The organism is Psychrobacter sp. CLB018 (assembly GCF_041222815.1).
Taxonomy (GTDB): Bacteria; Pseudomonadota; Gammaproteobacteria; order Pseudomonadales; family Moraxellaceae; genus Psychrobacter; species Psychrobacter faecalis.
This window is the reverse complement of sequence record NZ_CP166085.1, coordinates 2958568-2978925: the sequence shown is the minus strand read 5'-3', so window position 1 is coordinate 2978925 and position 20358 is coordinate 2958568. Positions and strand designations below refer to the sequence as shown.

Here is a 20358-nt window from a genome sequence, read left to right as displayed (position 1 = left end):
TCTTAGTTATATTGCAGGACTAAATTATTGGCCGAGTTGCCTTATTGATGGCTTTTATCATTAATATTCACCAAACAGCCAACCACTGACAAAGGCAAAATACTCACGAAACCACGCATTGTAGCGAATCGATAGCGGCGTTGGGCTGGCGAGCAAAATAGGTCGCTGGTAGCCTTGATGCTTGGCAATGGCAGCCGCGCGAATGGTATGAAAATCACTGGTCACAATGGCAATAGGCGCCGTGATAGGCACTTCTTTTGCCGCCAAGATGACTTGGCTATAAATTAAGTTTTCGGCGGTACTAGTGCTATTACCTTCTTGCAAAATGTGCTCAAGAGCAATGCCATGCTTCTCATGTAAATAGCGCGCCATAATACTGGCTTCGCTATGCGTCTGCCCCATACCAATGCCGCCACTGGTCAGCGCCAATGCCTCGGATTGTGTTTTAATCAGCGGGGCCGCCGTATCTAAACGCTGAGCAAGCGTCGGTGTTGGCTTACCGTCAATAGTACCTGACCCTAATACAATAATCGCCGCGACCTCTGATACAGGCTGCGAGCTCCTTTTAATTTGCTGCTGCAATGAGAAAACAAATAAGCCAAAACTTATCAGCCAGATGAAAAACAGCAGCCATAGCGTGTACCAAAGACGATTGCGAAATGGGTTTTGCCTAGTAAATTTGCGGATGGCATGCCAAAATATCCCATGGGCGACAAATGCGCTGCCCAATAAAAACGGCACGACAGTACCAAAGTTAATTTTGCCAACCGTCATTAACACGGCACAATCAACCATGATAACGGTACCGATAACGACCAATCCAACTCGCGCTATAATGAGTAATTTTTTTGCCATAGTTTTAAATTTATTATGTTTAGGTAAAGCTGCTGTAGTTTAGGGTTTATTCAATCAAGTGCTTATTTGTCTATTTAATTATACGTTGTTTTAATTGCATGGCGGTTTGGTCATATCAAGACATACTAAATCTCGTCCCTTTCACCTTAAAAGAGGAAAACCTTATGACGCCAATGATTTTTCATAATCCAAAATGTGGCACTTCTCGTAATACCCTTGCCATTATGCAGGCCTCAGGTGAGACGCCAGATGTGGTGGAATACCTAAAAACACCGCCATCTCGTGAGTACTTGGTTGAGCTGTTGGCATTGATGCAGAGTACCCCGCGCGAGCTTTTACGCAGTAAAGAGAGTATTTATACCGAGCTTGGTTTAGACAATCCAGCATTGACGGATGCGCAACTGATTGATGCCATGATAGCGCACCCTATTTTAATCAATCGTCCTATTGTTGTTACCGATAAAGGCGCGGTGCTGTGCCGACCGGCAGAGCGAGTGTTTGAATTACTGGAAAATCCGGTCAGTAGTTTCACAAAAGAGAATGGGGAAGTGGTAAAGCATGTTACAGAATAAAGAAACAGAAGTCTTAATAGTAGACGGTCTTAATAATAAAAGTGATAGCAATACTGGCACTACTAATTTACCCGCTGCTGATTTACTGAAAAACGATTTACCCAATGTTGATTTTGATCAAATACAAGCCATTGATATTGAGTCTTTGGTCGGTAAAGATGACCCACGCCATGCGCCAAGAATATTGGTGTTATATGGCTCCCTGCGAGCGCGCTCATTTTCTAGATTGGCCGCTGAGGAAGCAAGCCGTCTATTGCGTTGGTATGGCTGTGAGGTGCGAATGTTTAATCCATCAGGTTTGCCACTTCCAGATGACGCAGATAGCGACCACCCAAAGGTGCAGGAGTTACGCGAGCTGGCACAGTGGTCAGAGGGCATGCTGTGGGTCAGTCCAGAACGCCATGGTAGTATCACCAGTATTATGAAGGCGCAAATTGACTGGATTCCGTTGGCGCTCGGCGGCGTACGTCCGACCCAAGGTAAAACTCTCGCTATCATGCAAGTCAGTGGCGGCAGCCAAAGCTTTAATACCGTCAATCAATTACGTATTCTTGGGCGCTGGATGCGCATGATTACCATCCCTAATCAATCTTCTATCCCTAAAGCATTTTTGGAATTTGACGATAATGACCGCATGAAAATGTCTCCACTTTATCTACGTGTGGTTGACATTTGCGAAGAGTTGGTCAAATTTACCTGGCTTACCCGAGGTCGTTCGGTGTATCTGACCGATCGCTATTCAGAACGGGTTGAAAGCGCTGCGGAAGTCTCACAACGCGTCAATCAAAAATCGCTCTAACGTTGTTATTTTATTATTGCCTTTATTAATATTTCATTGCTTCAATTGGCTCATTAAGGTTACTTCATGCTCGCATTCGCTATTTTTATCGTAACTTTGGTCTTGGTCATCTGGCAGCCGAAAGGGCTTGGCATTGGTTGGAGTGCGATGGGCGGCGCTTTGGTTGCCTTAGTATTTGGTGTGGTGCACTGGTCTGACGTTGGTATCGTTTGGGATATCGTTTGGGACGCCACTTTTACTTTTGTGGCATTGATTATCATCTCCCTTATTTTAGATGAAGCGGGATTTTTTGGCTGGGCGGCATTACACGTCGCTCGGCTGGGCAATGGGCGGGGGCGTTTGCTATTTCCGATGATTGTGCTGCTAGGAGCGTTTATCTCCGCCTTCTTTGCCAATGATGGGGCGGCCTTACTGCTGACGCCAATTGTGATTGCTATTCTACTGCGCCTTGATTTTCCCCCCAAATCTGCTTTAGCTTTTATTATTGCCACTGGTTTTATTGCTGATACCGCAAGCTTGCCATTAGTGACTTCTAATTTGGTTAATATCGTCAGTGCCAATTATTTTGATATTGGTTTTGGTCGCTATGCGGCGGTGATGGTACCGGTAAATATCGTCTCTGTTCTAGCGACGCTATCGGTATTGTGGCTTGCTTATGCGCGGTACATTCCGAGGCACTACTCAACGGCAAATCTTAGCGCACCTCAATCGGCTATCAAAGATCCTCTGGTATTTCGGGCGGCTTTTCCACTATTAGCATCATTATTAGTGGCGTATTTCGCGACTGAATCGCTCGGGCTAGTTATCTCTGTAGTAACAGGTGCAGCGGCGCTTCTCCTAATGGCCATAGCTGGACGCTGGTGGCAAGGCGGGCGTGATGCTAAGTTTTCTATCGTCAATATTCTTAAAAAAGCACCGTGGCAAATTGTATTGTTTTCAATCGGTATGTATTTGGTGGTTTATGGTTTGGGCAATGCAGGGCTTACCGCCTATGGCGCACGAATACTTAATTGGCTAGGTCAACAAGGCGCGCTCGTTGCGACGGTCGGCACAGGGTTCTTGTCCGCCATCGTAGCGTCTGTGATGAATAATATGCCGTCGACGCTGATAGGCGCGCTGGCGATTGATAGTGCCCAAGTGCCCGCTGCTACACGAGAGTTGATGATTTATGCCAATGTCATCGGCAATGACTTGGGACCAAAATTCACGCCTATTGGTAGTTTGGCGACGCTATTGTGGTTACACGTATTGGCTGAAAAGGATTATAAAATCAGCTGGGGGCAATATATGAAGGTCGGACTGCTGATAACGCCGCCGGTATTATTAGCCACGCTATTGGCGTTGGTATTTTGGCTGCCTAAATTGCCGAGTGTTTAGGGAGTTTGTGAAAGAGTAGAAAAAAATAGGAAAACTAGTATTTTATAAGATTGGCGGTGAAGGAGGAAGTCAAACGATTTAAATAAGCGTTTGATAAATATAGGTTTATTATTTTAATGCATAGTAATAGACCAACTATTAGACCAACACCTTTTAAGTATTGGATGCAAGGTGAATAATGGGATTTATTGTTTAGTAAAATGTAACTAAATATTTCTAAGCCATAATCTGGTTTCAAGTACATACTATCACTAGAAAACTGTTTCTAGTAAGTTAGGCTCATTTTTCACTCATATAGTTTAAACTATATAGTATTGTCATAGTCACGCCAAACAGCTTCAATGGTTTCTTGACTAAGATGTCTGCATGTTTGTCATTGTATACTCGTAAGATAATTTTTTCACTTTTTATCAATCTTATAAGGGTGAAGCATTCTGCTACCAGTGCAGTAACAATTTTTTTGCAGCGAGCTGTCAGCGAGTGCTCAATTATTAGAGTAGTATTGGGATAGACGCTGGTATAAATCATACTGCCAACTTTTATGTTAATCAGATAGAACGATGCCTTGCAAAGATGACTTTAGATATAGAAATAGATGATTGAAAAATCTGAGCGCAGGTAAGAATCAGAGGACGATTATTGTCGTGAGGTTTTGAGATAAATGGTCAGGATGGTAATGAAGCTTCTATTTGTCTTGGTTTTCAGTAATGCTATCCTACAAGTTAGAAAAGATTTTTAACTCATTTAAATAAAGGTCCACTCCCTACGTTCGACGATAGTAACAGACCACTAACCTTTGATGAGAAAGTCGGTTAGGTCATAAGAATAATTAGACTCTAGGAGTATGTATGTCTGCAACCAAAGAAGAAATAGCGGCCTTTTTAGCGTTAGAGTTTCCTCAAACCAAATGTATTGTTGAAGCAGTAGGTAATAGTGGTTCGACCTTATCGCATGATATCGGTATAGACGAGCTGCGTCCTGGTGGCACTGTCTCAGGTCCTGTATTGATGAGTATTGCTGATGTCGCACTCTATGTAGCTATACTTGGCAAGATTGGAATTGTACCCTTGACAGTGACGACGAGCCTTTCCATTAATTTTTTGCGTAAACCCTCAGCAGAAGCACGCATTATTGCTGAGTGTAGCTTGCTAAAAGTAGGTCGCACGCTTATCGTAGGCGAAGTTTCTTTATATTCAGAGGGCTCTAGTGACTTGGTCGCACATGTTGTTGGTACCTATTCCGTACCGCCTAAGCATGATTAAATGACTTATACATATACCCTGTTAAACATATCTTCTCAGTACCCATAATATTCATATTGTTATCGAGCATTTTTGGCGCTTACTAACTCAAGTAATGCCGAACTGGAAAGAGGTGAAGGCTAGGCTCGACGGGATGGCTGAGCTTTACTTGAATGAGTGGAATTTGGAGCTAGGTAGTTTAAGATGATTTTTTGGAAAAGTATCAGCCTCCGATATACCCGAGGCGCTTCACTTAATTACTCTATGTAATGGTTGAGTTAAAAAGGTGGTATTCACAAAAATTCGAGGTTTTCAATGCTTAAACAACATCGACAAGCACTAGTAGTTGAAGGTGGTGGAATGCGTGGCGCATTTACCAGTGGTGTTTTAGACGCATTTTTACAACAACAATTTAATCCTTTTGATCTTTGTGTGGGGGTGTCCTCAGGCTCAACGAACGTTGCTAACTATTTAGCTGCGCAACAAGGTCGCACCCTGCAGATTTACTTAGATCATTCACTTCGACCTGAATTTATCCATTATGGTCGTTTCCTTAAAGGTGGGGACTTACTGGATCTAAAGTGGATGTGGGACGTGGTGGAACAAGAGCATCCACTAAATCAGGCACAATTATTTGCCAGTCATGTTGAGTTTTACATGGTGCTAACACATGCTATTTCAGGTGAAGCTAACTATATTAAAGCCTGTAAAGACAATGTTTTGGATGGATTAAGAGCATCAAGTTCTATTCCAGTGCTAACTCGACAAGCGGTCGAGATATTTGGCGAACCTTATTTCGATGGTGGTGTAGCTGATGCTTTGCCTGTGCATTGGGCCGCTCAACAAGATCGTGTTGCTAAGCTAATGGTAATACGTACTCGCCCTCAAAATTACTATAAAGCAGGTCGCAAAGGCGATCAGCTGTTGGCTAAATATTTTTCTAAGCAACGATATGGTTTTGCCCAAAGCTTATTGACACGAACCCAACGTTATAATGATGCGGTGCAATTTTTACATTCTGCATCACCACAGAAGTTTTTAGAAGTTTGCCCACCCGACTTGAAAAATATGGCGAGTCGATTATCTAAAGATAAAGCTAAAATCCGTTATAGCTATGATGTAGGACTAGAAACTGGGTACAAAGCGATTGAAGATTGGCATAAACTTTAATGATAATTCCGTTAATAAATCAGAACGCTTAAATCTAGACATTAACTGTTAAATAATGCAGCTTAATTCTATTGGATAAGTATCTTATGGTTGAGATATTTGCCGTTCAGCCACTAGCTCATGTTATGTCTAACAGCGATATAGACTATGCTACTGCTGCTTGGGCTCTTGTTGTTTTAAGCCAATCGCTCTAAGTCTTCCATTATCATCAACATCCTTGATAACCAGTAACCACTCCTCATTAATCACCACCGTATCACCCGATACGGGTGCCATCTTTAAGCTTGCTTTGACATACTGAGCGACCGTTTGTTCCCACATATTTTTTGAGCTGCCTTCATTTTTAGTGTTCAAGCCATCGTCCAGAGACTCGAATTTCATCTTATCGCTGAAGAATGGCACATCCCCAAGCTTGACATTCGGCGATAGTAACCAATCGCCATAAAAATCATCGATGGCTCTACGGTCTAAGGTCGTGTCATTAAAAACATCCGCAATCTGACCGGCATGATTGCCGCTCATGGCATACCAAACGCTGTCGCCAAATTTAAGCTTGGTGTCTTCATTAATCGCTAAAATTTGCTGACCGCGCACCAAGGCAAAAACACGGATTTCCTCAGGGCTGATGCGCGTAGAGATGTCCCTTGGATGACGACCAATTGCAAAGGCGCCTGACTTTACTTCAAATTCATATAGCGTAATACTTGCTCTATCTGACACCCAAACCTCATGCTCTTCTTTTGGGTCTTTATTGTTTGGAATACGCACTTTAAACAGATTGGACATAAACGGTATGGTTGTTCCTTGTAATACTAATGATAAAACTACCACACCAAAAGCAATATCAAATAGCATAAAGGCATTATCTACCCCTGCAATCACTGGCAACATGGCAAGGGTAATGGGTACCGCACCGCGTAAGCCAACCCAAGAGATAAAACCGATCTCTTTGTTTTTAAACTTAAAAGGTAAAACACTGGTATAGACTGCAATAGGACGAGCCACTAAAATCATAAAGGCAGCAATGGCCACTGAATAAGGCCAAACTTCAAGAACGTTCGATGGTGTGACCAATAAACCCAATACGACGAATAACACCGCTTGCGACAACCACGCAAAGCTGTCCATCACGCGCATGACATGCTCAGTTGAGCGTACCTTATGGTTGCCAATCAAAATACCAGCGATAAAGACGGCTAAAAAGCCACTTCCGCCTAGTAAGTTGGTGGCGGCAAACACTGCTAAGCCAGCCGATAATATCAAGATGGCATACATGCCTTCTGCCAAGTGTATTTTGGGTAATAACCGAGAGAGGAAGTACCCGAAGAACAAGCCCATTCCTAGACCAAAGCTAAGCTGCTGTAATAGCAGCCCTAAAAAGCCTAGCGCTGTCTGCCCAGCGGGGTCGACATTTAAAGCAATTAATCCAGTTACTAACAGAATTGCTAAAGGGTCGTTGGCGCCCGACTCTAATTCAAGCGTGGCTTGGACACGATCATTTAATTTAACACCGCCATTACGCAGCAGTGAAAACACCGCTGCCGCATCAGTAGAACCAACGATTGCCGCTAGCAATAGCCCAAAGCGCCAATCGACATCAAGCAGCCACGTGACGAATACACCCAGTATCATTACGGTCGCAAGTACGCCCCACGTCGCAAGCGTAATTGCGGGTTTTAGTCCAACTCGAAACGATTTAAAAGAAGTACGCAGTCCACCGTCTAGCAAAATACAAGCCAATGCCGCCTGCCCGACAAAATTGGCTATTGCATATTGAGAAAACTCAATACCCAAGATACCTTCTTCACCAGCGAGCATGCCGACAACTAAAAATAATAGCAAAAGAGGTACACCCAAACGTGCTGATAAAGTGCTCGCCATAATACTGGCAAAAATTAACACTGCTCCTACGAGATACACGATATTTAAGGTATCCATCTTTTATTAAGCCCTATTTTATAAGTTATGATGAGTTGGGAGTTGGGTTGTTGCGATAGCGGTAGTTTAGTTTTGCTGGGGACAGCGCATAGTGTTCTAATACCAAAGCTTATAATACTAAGCTGATTTAATTAGAACGGAAACATTATTTATCCCTTGCTTTCAAGCAGTTAGTTATGGTTTTAAAGCATTCCTTAAGAATAACATCTAGAATCAAATCTAGAGTACTTATTTTTGAGTAGATCTCTTAAAAAGGCCATTAAGAATGAACTGTCCTGAGATGGTCGGAAACTTAACATTCTAAGTCAGGCAGCTAAGCCTGATAGATTTTTATTGAATAACCTGCCTATTCAAATGAGCCACCCCGATATTGATATTGAGCTATGCTGAAAAGACCGTAGAGATGAACTTGGTAGACTAAGCATCATAACAGGCGTTTATCATGCATAAAAAAATCAGGGCCTACAGAAACTAATTTAAAGCTCAAGCAGTTAAACAGATATAGTGAGTGAAAAGTAATATCGATACATCACACACTGCTGATATCAATTTTTCTTGCTTGCTGTGCCTGCGCAGACAGAGGCTACAAAAAATTGATATCAGCAATACCGTAGCGTTTTTAGGATATTTTGACTATAGTAGTAAATAACGGCAATTTCTCAGCAACTGTAAAGCCGCTTGGCAGAACCCTCTCTTCATATACCAAACTCGTCCTCACCTATCCAATCAGGTCCTATTTCAATCTTAATATCCCGTGCATTTATTGGTTCATGGCATTCTGAACATACCGTTACGGGATGCATTATTTGGCCGCACTTATTGTGTCTATGTAGCAACGGCGCACCACGTTCATCAGCCATGTGTTTGTCTCCCCAGCTAACCAGTGCCAAAACGATTGGATGCAAATCTAAACCACGCTCTGTCAACCGGTATTCCTCACGCAGTGGTTGCTGTTGATACGGTGTTTTTGTCAGAACGTCATACTCAACCAGCTTACGAAGCCGGTTAGACAAGACATGACGTGTGATGCCTAAGCGTTGCTCAAATATATCAAAACGTCTGACACCTAAAAAACAGTCACGTAAAATCATTAGCGTCCAACGATCACCAATGACTGCCAAAGTGCGAGCTACTGAGCAAGGCTGTTTATCAAGTTCATCCCAGCGCATATGTTACCTCCTACATGTATGAGTAATAGATTAGCTTGACAGACTCTGAAAAGAAAGCTATGTTTTTGTTGGTTCTAAAAAGGAACCTATAAGGAAATAGACATGAATAGAGCACCCGTAGCAGTTGTAATTGGAGCAGGCGATGCCACCGGCAGCGCTGTTGCGAAACGTTTTGCAAGAGAGGGTTTTACCTTATGCGTGACCAGAAGGAGTGTCGACAAACTTAGCTCGTTAGTCAGTGCTATTGAAGCCGCTGGTGGAATAGCAAAGCCATTTGGTTGTGATGCGCGTGTAGAGCAAGAGATGGTTGAGCTGTTTACCCATATTGAACAAGACATTGGACCGATTGAAGTTGTGGTATTTAACATTGGTGCGAACGTCCATTTTTCCATTGTAGACACCACAGAAAGAGTCTACCGAAAAGTATGGGAAATGGCAGCGCTATCTGGATTTCTCACAGGTAGAGAAGCAGCAAAAGTAATGATCCCCCGTGGAAAGGGAACGATTATTTTCACTGGCGCGACGGCTTCTTTACGAGGTGGTAAAGGCTTTTCTGCTTTTGCTGGCGCTAAATTTGCTTTACGTGCTTTGGCGCAAAGCATGGCTCGAGAGTTAGGGCCAAAGGGTATACATGTGGCGCACCCTATCATTGATGGTGCCATTGATACCGCCTTTATTCGTGACAACTTTCCTGAGCGCTATGCGCTTAAAGATCAAGACGGGATCTTAAATCCAGATCATATCGCTGAGCAGTATTGGCAATTGCATTGTCAACCAAGAGACAGCTGGACACATGAGCTTGATCTACGCCCATGGCTAGAGACCTTTTAGAAACTTTCTAATATATTTTGTCAGGAGTACTTTGAAATGAGTAAAAAAGTAGAGTTTTTCTTTGATGTAGGCAGCCCAGCCAGTTATTTGGCATGGACACAATTAGAGAGTATGGCACAGCGCACCAACGCTAAAATCATTTGGCGGCCTATGCTGCTTGGTGCTGTCTTTCAAGCCACTGGTAATGCGTCACCAGCTGCGGTTCCTGCTAAAGGTGCTTATATGCCCAAAGACCTTAAGCGTTTTTCAAATATTTATGAGGTGCCGTTTAACTTCAATCCATTTTTCCCGTTGAATACGATGCATTTGATGAGAGGTGCGACCGCTTACTTGGAAGAACCTGAGTTCCAGCCTTATTTAGCAGCCATTTTCAACGCTCTATGGTCTGAAAAGCTAAACATGGAGTCACCCAAGGTTGTGGCTGAAGTTTTGACTAAGGCAGGCATTGATGCAACTGATTTTATGGCTCGTATTAGTGAGACTGAGGTCAAGGAGCGTTTGAAAGATACCACTGAAGAAGCTGTGGCACGAGGTGTTTTTGGTGCGCCTAGTTTCTTCGTGAACGGTGAGATGTTTTTTGGTCAAGATCGCTTAAGTTTCGTTGAGACTGCTTTAAAAGAGTGGTCTTAACTAGCAGCGGTATAGCATGAGTTGAGAGCGTTTAGACTGTGCTCTTTCCTAATGATGACAGAGACCAATAAGAATATTAGTTATAATTGTAAATTGATTGAATAAACACTTTTGTGGTGTACTGTATGGGTTAATGAACTATGATTGTATATTGGTAAATATCTTCATCTGTTACTAATAAACGGGTCATATCATGAAAAAAGAGACGCTGACAGGATTGTCTATTATTACATTTGCAGCATTTTATATTTGGATTCAAAGCGACAGTAACTCATTTTATGAAGAAAAAGACACTGAACTCGAACAAGCTCGCAAAACATCAAAGATTGCACTGCTAACGAAGTGTCAAGAAACGACAAAACCTATGCTTAAAAACCTTAAGTCTATGGAGATTAACCGCAAAAATACAGACTACAGACTATTAAATAACGGTAATTTCAAAGTTACAACGCATTACTACGCTAAAGATAGCGTGGATGCTACTCCTCTGGTTGTGGTCGATTGCCTATTCGATAAAGATGGTAATTTACTAGAGACCATCCCAGATTCTGTGTAACTGTCATTTAGCTTATAGCAATACTTACACACTTTTCAGGAAAGTCTCATACGTGGCAATAAACCATCTTCTACACATTAAGAATAACGATTATTCTTGTTTATTTAACATCATTTTAAAGAGCGTAATAAGCCATGTTTGAATTCGATTTAAGCTTAAAACTAATGGTGTATCACCTTACTCAATTAGGCATTGCTTTTATACTTTCGCTGCCGATTGCGCTTAATCGTGAGATGAAAGATAAGGGTGCAGGGCTCAGAACCTTTCCACTAGTAAGTATTGCATCCTGTGCTTTCATGCTAGTTGCTGTAGATATCTATCATGGCTCACAGCCTGAAGCGAGAATCATGTACGCGATTATTACGGGCATGGGCTTTATCGGTGGTGGTGCTATTTTTAAAGGAAATGATAGTGTAAAGGGGACGGCGACGGCTGCAAGTTTATGGAATACTGCTGCTATTGGCATCTCCGTTGCTTATGGTCGTTATGAGATAGCGATCATATTATCGGTTGTCAATTTCTTAATACTGCAATTCTCAGAGCCATTCAAGGTAAAGGATAAGCTGGATTAGTTATTCTTCTTGGTTGCAATCGGTATACCTAAAAGAATATGTTCAGCAAAGTCTAAGGATGTGGTGAACCGCCCGGAGTTTATCGGAGGCCGATTTACTTGAGTTAGGCAGCGATGCCTGACAGGATCAAACTATAATAATACCGCTTTCAAATTCAAAAGGTGACACATAACCAATTGTGCTATGCAGTCATGTTTTATTGAACCTGAGAAGCGCTAAAAATCGATTAACTATCGATTTAGCTTTGCAAGACGAGGGATGATTTTAAGAGTAATTAACGATATGTTGATCGACTTATTGGCGCCGATGGCAAAGCTTGATAACGATAAGCGTAGGGAGCGTATTAAGCAGGGATTGGCCAATAGTGGCTATAAGCCCACTGGTAAGAAAGCCAATATAGCAAAACACAACCGTATTAGAGAATTGGCCAGTCAAACCAATATGACAAAAGAGGAAATTGCTAAGGCAGTGGGTGCTGGGGTGGCTACCGTTTATCGGGCGTTAAAGCAGGGATGAGAGCGGAGGTGTTTTAAATATTAGTCTATTATGATGATTACTCTATTTTGGAAGACACTGCCCTTCGTGACCACTTATTCTTATTCAAAATGAACCCTTAGATCTTTAGGCGAGTAGTACCAATGGTTTGAGTGAATAGTGAGCTTTTGGTCATTATTTCTATTTATTATAACGTCTGTTACACCAGTTACGTTTTTAAGCATAAATCACTTAGACATAGTGATTAACTGTATGTCATTATTCATTTTGAAATCAATCTCTTATTCTAATTAATAAACAGTCTGCAGAAAAACTGACGCATTTTAGGGTTTCATTATGAAAAAACTATCAACATTGAAGAAATCTCTTGTAATAGCACTGAGTGTCGCAAGCTTTAGCATGGCCTCTGTTTCAGCCAGTCAAGCAGCCACTGCTATGAATGAGGTAACGGCAGCGTCACAGAGTAAGATCAGTCTAGAGCAGGCGCTGGCCCTTGCTAATAAAGCGGTAAAAGGCGATATCATCAGTGCAGACTTTGATCAAGAAGATCGTAACGCAAATAGCCATTACGATATCAACATCGTTACCAACAATAATGAACAAGAAGTCAGCGTGAATGCCAATACAGGCAAGGTCACGAAAGGGGACACAGAGCGTTTAGACAAAGAAGACTTGGCAGAATATAAGGCCATGAAACAAGCAAAAGTGAGTCTGTCTCAAGCCATAAAAAAAGCAAACCAAACGCTGAAAGGGAAAGTGCTTGAAGTAGAATTCGATATGGATTTTGGCAAGCCTGTCTACAAAGTTGAAATTGGTAAAGGCAATCAGATTCATAAAGTTGTTGTCGACAGCATGACTGGTAAGATTACGCGCAGTCAGGTAAGCGACGTTGATCGTGATGATTAATTACTGATACCTTGTATTGCATATAGCCTCAAATATTAAAAAGCCCCAAGCTACTTTCTCAAGTGGCTTGGGGCTTTTTAATAGCCAGTCTAAATAAACAATTATTGGTATTTAGTGTGGGTTCATATTTGTGGATTGCTGGCTGTTTTTTGTTTGTGTGGTAAGAAATAGTTTTACTCGTTTACGAGTCACTTATCACATTAATGATGATAATTACTGGCTAGGGCATGCCTCAATGACACCAGTATAAACCGCCTTCTTCTTTACCATAACGTTTCTTATAAGAACTAAAGTGTATAAATCTAATCCAACTTAAACAAAGGCTGAGATGCCCTATGCTACTCAATAGAGTTATTTTGTAGTAATTTTAAAGGCACTACAGCATCCGCTTTAAGGTGTTATCCTTTTTAATGTAATGATGATACAAAGCCATAGCAGTGTGGCCAATGATTAGTGCTGTCAGCATCCAAGCCAGTGGTGCATGCAGTTGACCCAGCGTTGCCGCCCAAGCAACCTTTTCACCTTCGGCAAAGATATTAAAGCCGAATGCGGTTAGGCCATAGCCTCCACCAATCATTATCATGATTCCAGCTAGCGGCAGTAGTAACATACACGCGTAAAGCAAACCATGACCAGCGATAACCAGCTTGGCAGTGATTGGCTCGTGTACTGGACGTTGATGGCGTTGCGAAGCGACCCACATCAGTCTCAGGACAACTAATACGAGCAATAGAACACCAATAGAAACATGCCAAGGCACTAACGTCTGACCGATCCAATGCTCGCCGTCGCTGATACGGTCAGTGAACTTAAGTAACTACCAGAAGATTAATACTGTCATACTCCAGTGAAAAAATTTGCTAATGCGACCATAGCGCTCTTTCGAATCAATATTCATAACCTTTTTCTCTTGTATTGGCTGTGATGCTCAATTAAGCCCATTCGATAACAAGCGTCTCTTTGCCAGCCATACGTAGCAAATGATCACTGACAACTTGCTGTAATTTTGGCAACTGCTCGGCATCACTTTTGAGTGTTACTATCAGTAAGTCGGTACAATACATCTGACAGACACCCATGGGCAGCTCAATCTCACCTTTATCTGAGCTTAGGGTAACGGGCAGCTTATGTGCCCAGTGCTTGCACAGTCGATTCATTATTTGCTGCGGATTTTGTGTTTGTATCGTTGCGCTAGATGTTAGCATAATTAAATACCCTTATTATTAATGATAGAAACTTACCGTCTAAAACTCGTTAAGCAATACTTTCTACAATACCACCTTCAACCCGTAGTGCTGAACCCGTGGTTGCGCTCGCTTGTGTTGAGGCAATATAGACACTCATGTTGGCAATTTCTTCAGGGGTTGCAAAACGCTTGATTAGCGTTGATGGACGGTTCTCATCTAAGAATACGCCTTCCATCTCCTCCGCTGAGACGCCGCGCTCATCCGCCAGTTCTTGCATCATGGCTTTTGCGCCCTCGGTTCGAGTCGGTCCTGGCAAAATACTATTCACTGTCACACCGCTGCCCGCTAACACTTTGGCAAGACCACGTGATACGCCTTGAATAGCTGCTTTGGTCACGCCGTAGTGCACCATTTCAGCTGGGATATTCAATGCCGATTCACTAGAGATAAACTGAATACGACCCCAACCTTTTTCCTTCATTGCTTTTGCATAATGCCGCGACAGACGGACACCGCTCATGACATTAATTTGGAACATCTCCTCCCAAGCATTGTCATCAATATCAAAGAAAGGGGTGGTGCCATAAATCCCTAGATTGTTCACTAAAATATCTACTTCTGGCAAGGTGTTGATAATTGTCTGACAGCCACCAGCCGTCCCCGCATCAGCAACAATGCCTTTTATATTATCGGCATCATTAACACCATCAGCTTGTTGAAGCTGTTTGATCGCCTCATCAACGCCAGCTTGATCGCGACCAACGATAGTGACTTGTGCGCCAGCTTTGGCAAGACCTGTTGCAATAGCGAGGCCAATACCCGCAGTTGAACCTGTGACGAGTGCTGTTTTTCCATTAAGGCCGATGTTCATAATATTTCTCCGTTTATAAATAATTTTTGTCTATGTATGTTTGCTGCTTTGTGAGTATCAGTTTATAAAGAATTAAATGAATATCAGATTAATAGATTTATCCAAACTGAAAGGCTGAAATCTGAGTTTTCATGACTTGCTGAGAATATATTTTCTTACCACTATCTGTTCCTGCTGCGCCTACGGCAACCATTAAAGGTAGCAAATGCTCCTCCGCACCTAATAGATGAGAATCCAATGCATGAGGTGCCTCTGTCCAATTAGCAAGCGCTGCAAAGCGCTCATCTGCATTAGCTGCAACTGCTGTCGTTAGCCACTCGTCAAATATTACTGACGGTGCGGTAAAACTTGAATCACCATAGCCGCGCATATTATGAAAGCTCATACCACTGCCTACGATCAACACGCCTTCATCACGTAGTGAGGCAAGCGCTTGGCCCACTTTTAGATGTACTTTTGGGTCTAAATCATGACGCAGAGATAGCTGTACTACTGGAATATCGGCGTCAGGGAACATCAGTTTCAGTGGAATAAACACCCCATGATCAAAACCTCTGGAACTGTCCTGCTTATTGCTGAAACCAGCATCGATGAGCAAATGACCAATCCGCTCAGCCAGTACTGGCGCACCAGCTGCTGGATAAGTCAGCTGATACGTATGCTCAGGGAAGCCAGAGTAATCATAAATCAGCTCAGGCTGCTTGCTGGCAGTAATACTAAACTCCCGCGTTTGCCAATGTGCACTGACTATTAAAATAGCTTTGGGACGCTCTGGCAAACCATTTGAGCTATTGGTTAAAAAGTCAGCCATCTGATCCCAAGTGTCTGCTGGTTGCCAATCCATAAAAAAACAAGGCCCAGCACCATGAGGTATAAACAATACAGGTTGCTTGACTGTGGTTGATTCATTATTCATGAACTTTACTCCTTTATCTTGCTAAATATGTTCAGGCCCTGTGGGCACGATTCCATTGGGATTTAACGCTTTGATAGAGTAATAGCCTGCTTTGATGTGCTTGATACTCACCGTCTCTGAAATGCCATCAAGCGCTAAGATTCGTAGCATATAAGCATGTAGAGAACTCATATCTTTGATCAAGTTACGGTTGCATTTAAATAGACCGTGATAAGCGGCATCAAAACGTACTAAAGTCACAAACAGTCGAATATCTGTTTCCGTCAGCTGCTCACCAAATAGATAATGACGACCATCACTCAGGCGCGCCTCAAGCATATCTAAGGTGTCAAATACTTGCTGATAAGCTTCTTCATAAGCCCCTTGTGTCGTCGCAAATCCTGCTTTGTATACGCCGTTGTTTAAATTCTCATAGATAACTAAGTTTAGGGCTTCGATATCATCAGCAAGCTCTTTTGGAAACAAGTCAACGTAATTTGGCACGAGTTCTGTAAAAGCGGTATTTAGCATACGTAAGATATCAGCAGACTCATTATTAACGATAGTATTGGTTTTTTTGTCCCAAAGCACAGGTACAGTCGCGCGTCCGGTAAATTGAGGGTCTGCTTTGGTATAAAGTTGATGAGCAAATTGGGCATGATTAATAGGATCACTGTCAGCACCGTCAAAGCCACCAAACTGCCAGCCTTGATTGCCAAGCTGCGGATTGACCACGGTAATATCGATTATATCTTGCAGACCTTTTAACTGACGTGCCATCAAGGTACGTGAGGCCCAAGGGCAAATCAGCGCTACGTATAGATGATAGCGGTCTTTTTCTGCTTTAAAGCCCCCAGTACCCGTTGGTCCTGCTTGTCCATCAGCAGTAATCCAATGACGGAACGATGAGGTTTGACGAATAAAACGCCCTTGCTCGTCTTCTGCTTGTACCGGTTGCCAGTCTTCAGTCCAATTGCCATTGATTAACATAATACTTACTCCTAGTCAGATGATTGCTTTTAAAAAGCATGACCCTACTTTACCATCAACATAAAAAAAGAGTAAGATAGGTGATATTGATTAATTAACAACATATCGTTGATAATGGCTTTATTGTTCAATTTCGATAGTTAAAGAAAAACAGGGCAAAATATGGATAGAATCGATGCGATGCGTGCCTTTGTAGCGGTGGTGACCGAAGGCAGCTTTACTAATGCGGCAAATACTCTGCAACTGTCACCTCAATTGGTGAGCAAATATGTCTCTAAGTTGGAGGAGCAGCTAAATAATCGTCTGCTGAATCGTACCACCCGTAAAGTAAGCCTCACCGAAGCTGGTAGTCATTACTTTGGTCATGCGCAGCAGATTTTATTGAGTATGGATGATATGGAGTCGCAACTAAGTGGTTTGCAGCAAAACCCTAAAGGTGTGTTGCGCATAAGTGCGCCAGTATCTTTTGCTTTAAAACATATGGCTAAATTAGTCACTGACTTTCAGATCCGTTATCCATTGGTCACAGTCGATCTACAATTGACTGATCGTAAAGTCGATATTGTTGAAGAAGGGTTTGATATTGCACTGCGTATAGGTCAACTGAAAAGCTCATCACTTATTGCGAAGGAAGTGGCACCTATTCGTGTGGTTCTGTGTGCGTCGCCTGAATATTTGAAAAAGCATGACACACTCGATAAGCCTGAAGATTTAGAGAAACATCGCTATTTACATTATAGCTATATGAACATGGACGCGAAGGAAGAGGTCTACCAATTATTAAAGGCGAAGATTCTCAAGCAAGGTAGTGAGTTTCTTAGTAATAACGGTGATGTGTTGGTAGAAGGAGCTATTGAAGGTGCAGGATTGGTATTACAGCCGACATTTATTGTCAGTGAAGCAGTTAGCAGTGGCAAGCTGGTGATAGTATTGCCTGAACTTGAACCTAAACGCTTAGGTTTATATGCCGTCTACGCCCATAGAAAGCTACTACCGCACAAAGTCAGGTGTTTTATCGATTTTATGGAAGACTATTATGGAGCGCCGCCTTATTGGGATGAGTCTATAGCCAAAAGCCAGTTGCTCAGTAATATAGTGAGTGAAAAGTAATATCGATACATCACACACTGCTGATATCAATTTTTCTTGCTTGCTGTGCCTGCGCAGACAGAGGCTACAAAAAATTGATATCAGCAATACCGTAGCGTTTTTAGGATATTTTGACTATACGTGAGGCACTGGATAACTAGCTTCTCCTAAGATAGATGCGGCTTGCTATTTTTTATGCTACTACACTTTACGGCGGTTGAGATATTGCTGTTAGTATCCGCTTGTAACTATTCCCTAAACTAACACAGCGATTATTTTATTGAGACGTTATGAATCCCCGTATTTTTTAAGCCCAGCGCAAGCACATATCACTTGGATTCTAAAGGGCGTTGATGGTATTGAAAAAGACTATGAGCATTTTTCGCCACCATTTTTGTTAGCCTTGGACGAAGTTTATAACAAAATCCGTAACATCAATTATCGCTACATGGCGTCAGGTTCGCTGTTTCCTGAAGAGGTGCAGCAGTATGATCCTTATAGTATTCGTGAAGCATTAAGCAATGCCATGGGTCATCAAGACTATCGTCTGGGTAGACTAGCTGACTTTGATAAGATGCTGACTAATAAATTACCGCAAGTACTAAATGATAAACAGCGTAAAAACAAGGTGCGTAATCTATTACAGAAAATGTGCCGTGATACCCTAGTGGCTTCTAAAGATCAAACTTGGTATCTTGCAGATAGCTAGAAGTGGCTAAACGTAGCTAGATGCGGTTAAGGACAGCAAAAAAATAAGCCGCGTAGTGCGGCTTATTTTCTATCCTTGATCAGTGAATCCGATCAGCCATCTTACTCTCAATCCAAGCAGCCACTTCGCTTTCTACCCATGCTACACGTCCCTTTGATAGCTTTACTTGAACAGGGAATGTTGGGTCGTAACGATCAGATTTTTTATTGACCATCTCATAAATCGTAGTACTGCTAAGCGCCGTATAATGCATTACCTGCTTGAGCGGTATCATGCGAGGTATCTGTAAAGTGCTAGCTGTTGATACGTTTTGTTGTGTGTTCGCATTTAATAATTGCATGATTATCTCCTTTGTAAATTAATGAGAATCTTTCTTCTCATACAGTTACGGAGTCCCATATTTTTTTACGGCATCCCATGTAGTCCAGTGACTGGCCTTGTATGAAACAATAAAAGAAGGAGCTGAATGATCAGCTCCTTTTTATGTCGCATCTCTAGCCCGATGGTTTTAGCTCACTACTGTCACGCTTTTTCGTAAGCCTTGCTCGATGCTGCTCACGTTATGAGTCGCTAACCCATTCTGATAGTTCCCCTGCTGACTACTGCTAATATCATCTGTCTCTACTGGATAAAACTCTTCAGCCACGTCTAACAATCCATCACTATCAATCTCAAAGCACGAATTGCTATAACCACCCTTAGCCGCTTCCTCCAATGCGGCTTGATCAAAGCCATGTTCACTAAGCTCACGATCAATCGCTCCAGCATGTTGTACCGCATCTTTAAGCGTCACCCCATCACGCAATGTCAGATCCACAAAGTAAATCGGTGTGCGATAACTTTGGGTGGTGCTTTTGCCTCGTAAGGTGAGTTGTAGTGGCAAGCATGACAGCTTGTTGCCTGACACGGCGGCAAAGTAGCTTAGGCGTGCGGCAAGCGTTCGAATACTATTAAAGCCAGTCGTGCGAAAGATAAACGTGCCCAGCTCATCGTCTTCAGACAGATTCACGTAGAGTCTGCCATATGGCTTACAGGCTCCGCCTTGCACCAATGGACAACGATCAGGGGATGGACATGGCAATTGCTCAACACCCTTGTTTGTGCGGCGCTGACATTGCTCACCGTCACCTACGCATAATGGCCGTCCAGTTTGTCTATCGAACAGTGTGTATTCTGCTCTTAGGTTTAGTTCAGGATCGTTAAACAGCATGCGTACGGGAATCTGTCTCAGCTTACCGTCATTATTCGCACGTAACTTTTCATCGAGTGGATGATTGATCCAGCCGTCTTTATTTTGAACTTGGCTAGTAATCGTGAATTGATCGTCTTTAGCAGGTAAACGCTTACCATCCTTTTGAATGACACGTCCAATGCTGATACGACCTAAAACAGGCGGGGTTATGGTGAGACCTTTAATCATGGTGATATTCCTTATGTGTTTTAGTTAGCCATAAAAAAGCCCACCTATGACGGGTGGGCTGTTATGCGCTTATGTGAGTGAGTGGC

22 protein-coding genes and 1 pseudogene are annotated in these 20358 nt (G+C 42.5%); 13 read left to right on the top strand and 10 right to left on the bottom strand.

Annotated features, from left to right (window positions below; genetic code table 11):
- Positions 1 to 60 precede the first annotated feature (60 nt).
- Positions 61 to 855, bottom strand: coding sequence for a YdcF family protein (locus AB8P72_RS12715; protein ID WP_369957841.1), 795 nt, complete (start codon positions 853 to 855; stop codon positions 61 to 63).
- 164 nt (positions 856 to 1019) lie between these two features.
- On the opposite strand from AB8P72_RS12715, the gene arsC reads away from it, so the two are divergent.
- The 5 genes from arsC (at position 1020) to AB8P72_RS12690 (ending at position 6014) form a co-directional block, all read left to right on the top strand.
- Complete coding sequence (arsC, locus tag AB8P72_RS12710; RefSeq protein WP_286796657.1) at positions 1020 to 1427, top strand: arsenate reductase (glutaredoxin); 408 nt, start codon at positions 1020 to 1022, stop codon at positions 1425 to 1427.
- Positions 1414 to 2226 (top strand): arsenical resistance protein ArsH, encoded by an 813-nt coding sequence (arsH, locus tag AB8P72_RS12705; RefSeq protein WP_369957840.1) that lies wholly within the window; start codon positions 1414 to 1416, stop codon positions 2224 to 2226. Before arsC ends, arsH begins: the two co-directional genes overlap by 14 nt.
- 66 nt (positions 2227 to 2292) lie before the next feature.
- Positions 2293 to 3603 carry an arsenic transporter gene (locus AB8P72_RS12700; RefSeq protein ID WP_144297481.1) on the top strand — a complete coding sequence of 437 codons (1311 nt, stop codon included), beginning with the start codon at positions 2293 to 2295 and terminating at the stop codon, positions 3601 to 3603.
- Between the two features lie 848 nt (positions 3604 to 4451).
- A complete protein-coding gene (locus AB8P72_RS12695) occupies positions 4452 to 4865 on the top strand; it encodes a PaaI family thioesterase (protein WP_369957839.1) in 414 nt (137 codons plus the stop codon).
- Positions 4866 to 5159: 294 nt separating this feature from the next.
- Positions 5160 to 6014: a patatin family protein gene (locus tag AB8P72_RS12690; protein ID WP_369957838.1), complete on the top strand. Its 855-nt coding sequence runs from the start codon at positions 5160 to 5162 to the stop codon at positions 6012 to 6014.
- Between the two features lie 150 nt (positions 6015 to 6164).
- On the opposite strand, the gene AB8P72_RS12685 is transcribed toward AB8P72_RS12690, so the two are convergent.
- Positions 6165 to 7952 carry a potassium/proton antiporter gene (locus tag AB8P72_RS12685; protein WP_369957837.1) on the bottom strand — a complete coding sequence of 596 codons (1788 nt, stop codon included), beginning with the start codon at positions 7950 to 7952 and terminating at the stop codon, positions 6165 to 6167.
- 695 nt (positions 7953 to 8647) lie between these two features.
- Complete coding sequence (locus tag AB8P72_RS12680) at positions 8648 to 9121, bottom strand: helix-turn-helix domain-containing protein (RefSeq protein WP_201591971.1); 474 nt, start codon at positions 9119 to 9121, stop codon at positions 8648 to 8650.
- 102 nt (positions 9122 to 9223) lie between these two features.
- On the opposite strand from AB8P72_RS12680, the gene AB8P72_RS12675 reads away from it, so the two are divergent.
- From AB8P72_RS12675 to AB8P72_RS12650, 6 genes and pseudogenes are all read left to right on the top strand, one after another.
- Entirely contained in the window at positions 9224 to 9952 is a 729-nt protein-coding gene (locus AB8P72_RS12675; protein ID WP_369957836.1) for an SDR family oxidoreductase, read from the top strand.
- Between the two features lie 36 nt (positions 9953 to 9988).
- Positions 9989 to 10582, top strand: coding sequence for a 2-hydroxychromene-2-carboxylate isomerase (locus AB8P72_RS12670; RefSeq protein ID WP_369957835.1), 594 nt, complete (start codon positions 9989 to 9991; stop codon positions 10580 to 10582).
- Between the two features lie 193 nt (positions 10583 to 10775).
- On the top strand, positions 10776 to 11138 hold the full coding sequence (locus AB8P72_RS12665; protein ID WP_201591977.1) for a hypothetical protein: 363 nt from the start codon (positions 10776 to 10778) through the stop codon (positions 11136 to 11138).
- A gap of 134 nt (positions 11139 to 11272) precedes the next feature.
- On the top strand, positions 11273 to 11710 hold the full coding sequence (locus AB8P72_RS12660; protein ID WP_201591980.1) for an MgtC/SapB family protein: 438 nt from the start codon (positions 11273 to 11275) through the stop codon (positions 11708 to 11710).
- A 255-nt stretch (positions 11711 to 11965) separates the two neighbouring features.
- Positions 11966 to 12226, top strand: a pseudogene (locus AB8P72_RS12655) (helix-turn-helix domain-containing protein); the annotation flags it as partial.
- A 315-nt stretch (positions 12227 to 12541) separates the two neighbouring features.
- Positions 12542 to 13111, top strand: coding sequence for a PepSY domain-containing protein (locus AB8P72_RS12650; RefSeq protein WP_369957834.1), 570 nt, complete (start codon positions 12542 to 12544; stop codon positions 13109 to 13111).
- Positions 13112 to 13487: 376 nt separating this feature from the next.
- On the opposite strand, the gene AB8P72_RS12645 is transcribed toward AB8P72_RS12650, so the two are convergent.
- The 5 genes from AB8P72_RS12645 to AB8P72_RS12625 form a co-directional block, all read right to left on the bottom strand.
- Positions 13488 to 13814, bottom strand: coding sequence for a cytochrome b (locus tag AB8P72_RS12645; protein WP_369957833.1), 327 nt, complete (start codon positions 13812 to 13814; stop codon positions 13488 to 13490).
- A gap of 229 nt (positions 13815 to 14043) precedes the next feature.
- Positions 14044 to 14316, bottom strand: coding sequence for a DUF2218 domain-containing protein (locus tag AB8P72_RS12640; RefSeq protein ID WP_227671249.1), 273 nt, complete (start codon positions 14314 to 14316; stop codon positions 14044 to 14046).
- Between the two features lie 49 nt (positions 14317 to 14365).
- On the bottom strand, positions 14366 to 15169 hold the full coding sequence (locus AB8P72_RS12635) for an SDR family NAD(P)-dependent oxidoreductase (RefSeq protein ID WP_369957832.1): 804 nt from the start codon (positions 15167 to 15169) through the stop codon (positions 14366 to 14368).
- 97 nt (positions 15170 to 15266) lie between these two features.
- On the bottom strand, positions 15267 to 16085 hold the full coding sequence (locus AB8P72_RS12630) for a class III extradiol ring-cleavage dioxygenase (protein WP_201591985.1): 819 nt from the start codon (positions 16083 to 16085) through the stop codon (positions 15267 to 15269).
- A 21-nt stretch (positions 16086 to 16106) separates the two neighbouring features.
- A complete protein-coding gene (locus AB8P72_RS12625) occupies positions 16107 to 17054 on the bottom strand; it encodes a glutathione S-transferase family protein (RefSeq protein ID WP_045452401.1) in 948 nt (315 codons plus the stop codon).
- Between the two features lie 162 nt (positions 17055 to 17216).
- On the opposite strand from AB8P72_RS12625, the gene AB8P72_RS12620 reads away from it, so the two are divergent.
- Positions 17217 to 18164 (top strand): LysR family transcriptional regulator, encoded by a 948-nt coding sequence (locus tag AB8P72_RS12620; protein ID WP_288726060.1) that lies wholly within the window; start codon positions 17217 to 17219, stop codon positions 18162 to 18164.
- 259 nt (positions 18165 to 18423) lie between these two features.
- The gene (locus tag AB8P72_RS12615; protein WP_201591989.1) at positions 18424 to 18852 is read left to right on the top strand and encodes a hypothetical protein; all 429 of its coding nucleotides are present in this window, start codon (positions 18424 to 18426) and stop codon (positions 18850 to 18852) included.
- Between the two features lie 79 nt (positions 18853 to 18931).
- Here AB8P72_RS12615 and AB8P72_RS12610 read toward each other — a convergent pair whose 3' ends face one another.
- Entirely contained in the window at positions 18932 to 19192 is a 261-nt protein-coding gene (locus AB8P72_RS12610) for an AlpA family transcriptional regulator (RefSeq protein ID WP_201599710.1), read from the bottom strand.
- 168 nt (positions 19193 to 19360) lie between these two features.
- Positions 19361 to 20272 (bottom strand): hydrolase or metal-binding protein, encoded by a 912-nt coding sequence (locus AB8P72_RS12605; RefSeq protein ID WP_369957831.1) that lies wholly within the window; start codon positions 20270 to 20272, stop codon positions 19361 to 19363.
- Positions 20273 to 20358: the final 86 nt, after the last annotated feature.

Bases quoted from the DNA above. Each gene is read 5' to 3' on its own strand.
- AB8P72_RS12715 (WP_369957841.1), bottom strand. From the start codon at position 855: ATGGCAAAAAAATTACTCATTATAGCGCGAGTTGGATTGGTCGTTATC.
- arsC (WP_286796657.1), top strand. From the start codon at position 1,020: ATGACGCCAATGATTTTTCATAATCCAAAATGTGGCACTTCTCGTAAT.
- arsH (WP_369957840.1), top strand. From the start codon at position 1,414: ATGTTACAGAATAAAGAAACAGAAGTCTTAATAGTAGACGGTCTTAAT.
- AB8P72_RS12700 (WP_144297481.1), top strand. From the start codon at position 2,293: ATGCTCGCATTCGCTATTTTTATCGTAACTTTGGTCTTGGTCATCTGG.
- AB8P72_RS12695 (WP_369957839.1), top strand. From the start codon at position 4,452: ATGTCTGCAACCAAAGAAGAAATAGCGGCCTTTTTAGCGTTAGAGTTT.
- AB8P72_RS12690 (WP_369957838.1), top strand. From the start codon at position 5,160: ATGCTTAAACAACATCGACAAGCACTAGTAGTTGAAGGTGGTGGAATG.
- AB8P72_RS12685 (WP_369957837.1), bottom strand. From the start codon at position 7,952: ATGGATACCTTAAATATCGTGTATCTCGTAGGAGCAGTGTTAATTTTT.
- AB8P72_RS12680 (WP_201591971.1), bottom strand. From the start codon at position 9,121: ATGCGCTGGGATGAACTTGATAAACAGCCTTGCTCAGTAGCTCGCACT.
- AB8P72_RS12675 (WP_369957836.1), top strand. From the start codon at position 9,224: ATGAATAGAGCACCCGTAGCAGTTGTAATTGGAGCAGGCGATGCCACC.
- AB8P72_RS12670 (WP_369957835.1), top strand. From the start codon at position 9,989: ATGAGTAAAAAAGTAGAGTTTTTCTTTGATGTAGGCAGCCCAGCCAGT.
- AB8P72_RS12665 (WP_201591977.1), top strand. From the start codon at position 10,776: ATGAAAAAAGAGACGCTGACAGGATTGTCTATTATTACATTTGCAGCA.
- AB8P72_RS12660 (WP_201591980.1), top strand. From the start codon at position 11,273: ATGTTTGAATTCGATTTAAGCTTAAAACTAATGGTGTATCACCTTACT.
- AB8P72_RS12650 (WP_369957834.1), top strand. From the start codon at position 12,542: ATGAAAAAACTATCAACATTGAAGAAATCTCTTGTAATAGCACTGAGT.
- AB8P72_RS12645 (WP_369957833.1), bottom strand. From the start codon at position 13,814: ATGTGGGTCGCTTCGCAACGCCATCAACGTCCAGTACACGAGCCAATC.
- AB8P72_RS12640 (WP_227671249.1), bottom strand. From the start codon at position 14,316: ATGCTAACATCTAGCGCAACGATACAAACACAAAATCCGCAGCAAATA.
- AB8P72_RS12635 (WP_369957832.1), bottom strand. From the start codon at position 15,169: ATGAACATCGGCCTTAATGGAAAAACAGCACTCGTCACAGGTTCAACT.
- AB8P72_RS12630 (WP_201591985.1), bottom strand. From the start codon at position 16,085: ATGAATAATGAATCAACCACAGTCAAGCAACCTGTATTGTTTATACCT.
- AB8P72_RS12625 (WP_045452401.1), bottom strand. From the start codon at position 17,054: ATGTTAATCAATGGCAATTGGACTGAAGACTGGCAACCGGTACAAGCA.
- AB8P72_RS12620 (WP_288726060.1), top strand. From the start codon at position 17,217: ATGGATAGAATCGATGCGATGCGTGCCTTTGTAGCGGTGGTGACCGAA.
- AB8P72_RS12610 (WP_201599710.1), bottom strand. From the start codon at position 19,192: ATGCAATTATTAAATGCGAACACACAACAAAACGTATCAACAGCTAGC.
- AB8P72_RS12605 (WP_369957831.1), bottom strand. From the start codon at position 20,272: ATGATTAAAGGTCTCACCATAACCCCGCCTGTTTTAGGTCGTATCAGC.